The 3,854-nt window shown below is 62.4% G+C and carries 4 protein-coding genes; all 4 read left to right on the forward strand.

Annotated elements, in window-relative coordinates:
• A partial coding sequence (locus EN964_RS28015) for a UDP binding domain-containing protein (protein WP_164776035.1) occupies positions 1–508 on the forward strand: 508 nt, incomplete at its 5' end.
• A gap of 92 nt (positions 509–600) precedes the next feature.
• A complete protein-coding gene (locus tag EN964_RS28020) occupies positions 601–2,043 on the forward strand; it encodes a GMC oxidoreductase (RefSeq protein WP_127267656.1) in 1,443 nt (480 codons plus the stop codon).
• Positions 2,044–2,056: 13 nt separating this feature from the next.
• Positions 2,057–2,506, forward strand: coding sequence for a hypothetical protein (locus EN964_RS28025; RefSeq protein WP_127267655.1), 450 nt, complete (start codon positions 2,057–2,059; stop codon positions 2,504–2,506).
• A gap of 74 nt (positions 2,507–2,580) precedes the next feature.
• Positions 2,581–3,660 carry a glycosyltransferase gene (locus EN964_RS28030; RefSeq protein ID WP_127267654.1) on the forward strand — a complete coding sequence of 360 codons (1,080 nt, stop codon included), beginning with the start codon at positions 2,581–2,583 and terminating at the stop codon, positions 3,658–3,660.
• Positions 3,661–3,854: the final 194 nt, after the last annotated feature.

A 3,854-nucleotide genomic window follows, 5' to 3' on the forward strand; every position in this document is an offset into this window, starting at 1 on the left:
GATCAAGACCGCCGAAGGCGTCAAATTCGACGCCAAGCTGCTGCGTGCCGTCGAGGAGCGCAACAACGCACAGAAATCGGTTCTCTTCGACAAGGTGGACCGCTATTTCAAGGGCAACCTCAAAGGCAAGACCTTTGCGCTCTGGGGCCTGGCCTTCAAGCCCAACACCGACGACATGCGTGAGGCGCCGGCGCGCGTCCTGATGGAAGCGCTCTGGAAGGCCGGCGCCAATGTGCAGGCCTATGATCCCGAGGCGATGCAGGAATGCCAGGCCATCTACGGGCTGCGCGACGACCTGCTTCTGTGCGGCACCAAGGAGGCGGCGCTGCGCGGTGCCGATGCGCTGCTGATCGCCACGGAATGGAAGAGCTTTCGCGCGCCGTCTTTCGACGCTGTGAAGGATGCGCTGATTACGCCGGTCATCTTCGACGGCCGCAACCTCTATGACCCCAAGGTCATCGCCCGCCACGGCATCGAATATCACTCGATCGGCAGAATGGCGGCATGAGACCAGGCCCTGGCAGACGGATGCAAGACCGGTCCGCACATGGCCTGCGGGCGCTGGGACTGAGCGCGTATTTCTGTGTGGAGTTGTAGCCGATGGTGCTGGACGTAAAGCCGGAGCAAATCACCAAGGATCATTTCGATCTCGTAGCGATCGGTTCCGGCTTCGGTTCGGCCTTCTTCCTGCACGAGTTCGCCAAGCGCCGAAAGGCACGCATTCTGGTGCTGGAGTGGGGGCGCCACAACACCCATGAATGGCAGCTCGAGCAGAACGTCAACACCGACATCGAAGACGAAACGACCTATAAGACCAATTCCAACAAGCCGTGGAACTACACGATCGGACTGGGTGGCGGGACGAACTGCTGGTTCGCGCAGACGCCAAGATTTCATCCCAATGATTTCCGGCTGAAAAGCACCTACGGTATCGGCAATGACTGGCCGATCAGCTATGACGACGTCGAGCCGTTCTATTGCGACGCGGAAGACATCATGTCGATCTCCGGCGATCCCGACATGGCGGCGATGCTGCCCCGCTCGAAGCCGTTTCCGCAACCGCCGCATCGCATGTCGACACCGGACAGGATGATGAAGGCGGCGCAGCCCGGCCAGCACTTTGTCATGCCAACCGCGCGGGCGCGGCTGCCGACATCACAACGCACCTCGTGCTGTGCCAATCTGCGTTGCTGGCTGTGCCCGGTCGACGCCAAATTCACCGTCAACAACGGGTTGATGCACGTCTTCGAGCATCCCGACGTCTCGGTCTGCCTCGGTGCGGAAGTCCGCCGGCTCGATCACGTCGGCGGCGCTGTCCGTTCGGTCACGTTCCGCCATGACGGCAAGGAATACCAGGTCAGCGGCGATCTCTTCATTCTCGGCGCCAATGCCATCCAGAGCGCGGCGATCATGCTGCGATCCGGCCTGGGCGGCGAATTCGTCGGCAGCGGCCTGCATGAATCCTACGGCTGGAATTTCGAGGTCTATCTAGACGGCGTCGACAATTTCGACGGCAGCACCATCACCACCGGCCTGAATTTCGGCCTCTATGATGGTCCTCACCGATCGGAGCATGCGGCGGCACTGGTCTATTTCGAGAACCGCTGGCAGCACGGACTGCGTGCCGAAAAAGGGCGGCTACGCCAGGCGCTGCCGCTTGTCGTGGTCACCGAGGACTTGCTCGATCCCGAGAACTTCGTCACGCTTGACGAGGATGAGAATGCCTTCGTCAGCTTCAAGGCGCCATCGGACTATGCGGTGAAGGGCATGACGCGCGCTCTGGAGAAATTGCCTGGCCTTCTGGCGCCGCTGCCGATCGAAAAGCTCTTCGACCGCGGCATTCGGCCGAGCGAATCGCACGTCCAGGGCACGCTGAGGATGGGTACGGGCCCAGCCGATTCGGTCATCGACAGCGGCATGATCCACCACCAGCTCAGAAATCTGGTCGTCGTCGGCACAAGCACCTATCCGAGCTGCTCCTGCGCCAACCCGAGCCTGACCGCGGCAGCGCTGTCCTTGCGGGCGGCGAGCCGGATCGCGTGAAAGGAGGTATCGCATGATCGAGATTTCCAGACGCTCGGCCCTGGCCGTCATGGCTGGCGGAGTGGTTTCGACAGGGGTCGCCTACGCCGCCGTTTCCTCGTTCTCGGACGAGGATCTGGTGCGCGTCACGCTGGAAAAATACCTTGGCAAGTTGAACATCCGCATCGAGCATCTGCAGCAGTTCGTGCTGGCGTTCCGCAACAGGAATCCGTGGAACTTTCCAAGCGAAAAACTAAGCGACGCCGTCACGCTGGTGGAGGAACTCAAATTGGGCGCAGCACGCCGCCTGCTGCCCGAGCGAAAGCGGGAAGATCTGGTGCATTTCGACCGCTGGGTGGTCGCCGAATTCCATATGCTGACGGACTACGCCTGGCGCAGTTCGCCCAACGACCCGATCCGATTTACCGGCTGGCAATCCTGTACCAATCCCTTCGCCAATCTGGAGCCGCCGAAACTTGCCTGACGTCGAAAGCGAGGCGGCGGACTTTGCCTGTTGTCTCCGAGCAAGGAATACGAGATGCGACAAGGAGCCCGATCATGAAAGTTCTCTTTGCAGGCGGCAACGGCTACCCGCCCGAGTTCAGCGGCGGCGTTCAGTCGAGCACGCATCATCTGGCCGAACAGCTGATCGAGCACGGTCATGAAGCCGCTGTGCTCGCCGCCCTGTTCGGTGATGGTGTCTTCGGCTTCAAGGCGCGCGCCAAGATGAAGCTGCTGCGGCAGCCGGCGGTTGTCGACAGCTATCCCGGCTATCCGGTGGTGCGGGCCTGGTTTCCCTGGGAAGCAGCGGGCTATGCCGTCGACAGGCTGAAGCCCGATGTCGCCGTGGTCCAGTGTCACAAATCGGTTCCGATCGGCAAGGCGCTGCAGGCGGAGGGCGTGCCTCTGGTCGTCTATCTCCGCAATGTCGAGTTCCATGAACTGGGCGGCGATCTGCGCGAATTGCATTCCGCGCTTTACATCGCCAATTCTGACTTCACCGCACGTACTTACAGACAGGAGTTCGGCATCGAGGCGGTGGTGATCCCGCCAACCATCAACCCGGCGCACTACTCGACGCCGACGACGGGCCAGTTCGTCACGCTGATCAACCCTTATGAGGAAAAGGGGTTCGAGCTCGCGGTGCGGATTGCCGGCGCCTGCCGCGAAATTCCATTCCTGTTCGTCGAAAGCTGGAAGCTCGACGACGATCACCGGGCGCGGATCGAACAGACGATCGCTCCCTTGGGCAATGTCGTCCTGGAGAGCCGCACCAGCGACATGAAGACGGTCTACGGCCGCACGAAGATCCTGCTTGCTCCCAGCAAGTGGGAAGAGGCCTGGGGCCGCGTCGCGTCGGAGGCCCATTGCAGCGGAATCCCCGTTGTCGGCTCGCGGCGCGGCGGTCTGCCCGAAGCGATCGGCTCCGGTGGCGTGGTGCTGGATTATGATGCACCGCTGGCCGACTGGGTCGCGGCCGTCAGGCGGCTGTGGAACGACAATCAGGAATATGACCGGCTTTCCAGCCTCGCCCGCAGCTTCGCCGGGCGCCCGGAACTCGATCCCGATCGCCAGTTCATCACCTTCTTCTCGATACTGGACAGGGCCATGCAGCAGCGCGCGCGACAGGCGGCCTGACGGCGCCGCCTGAGCAGGTCAGGCCGGGCGCTTGACCCGGCTTTTCAGCGTCTCGTAGCCGCGGGCGCCAAGCAGCGCGCGGGCAATGGTCTTGGCGGCGCTTTTGCGGCCCTCTTGCGACTGGATCTGCCGCAGCCTTGCCGGCAGGTTCCTGGCCGCCTGACCAAGTGCCGGCAGCGACAGCGTGTTGGGAA

The sequence above is a fragment of the Mesorhizobium sp. M7A.F.Ca.CA.001.10.2.1 genome (assembly GCF_003998575.1).
Lineage (GTDB): Bacteria > Pseudomonadota > Alphaproteobacteria > Rhizobiales > Rhizobiaceae > Mesorhizobium.

Excerpts from the sequence above, each read along its gene's own strand:
- EN964_RS28030 (WP_127267654.1), top strand. The coding sequence starts at position 2,581 with ATGAAAGTTCTCTTTGCAGGCGGCAACGGCTACCCGCCCGAGTTCAGC.
- EN964_RS28025 (WP_127267655.1), top strand. The coding sequence starts at position 2,057 with ATGATCGAGATTTCCAGACGCTCGGCCCTGGCCGTCATGGCTGGCGGA.
- EN964_RS28020 (WP_127267656.1), top strand. The coding sequence starts at position 601 with ATGGTGCTGGACGTAAAGCCGGAGCAAATCACCAAGGATCATTTCGAT.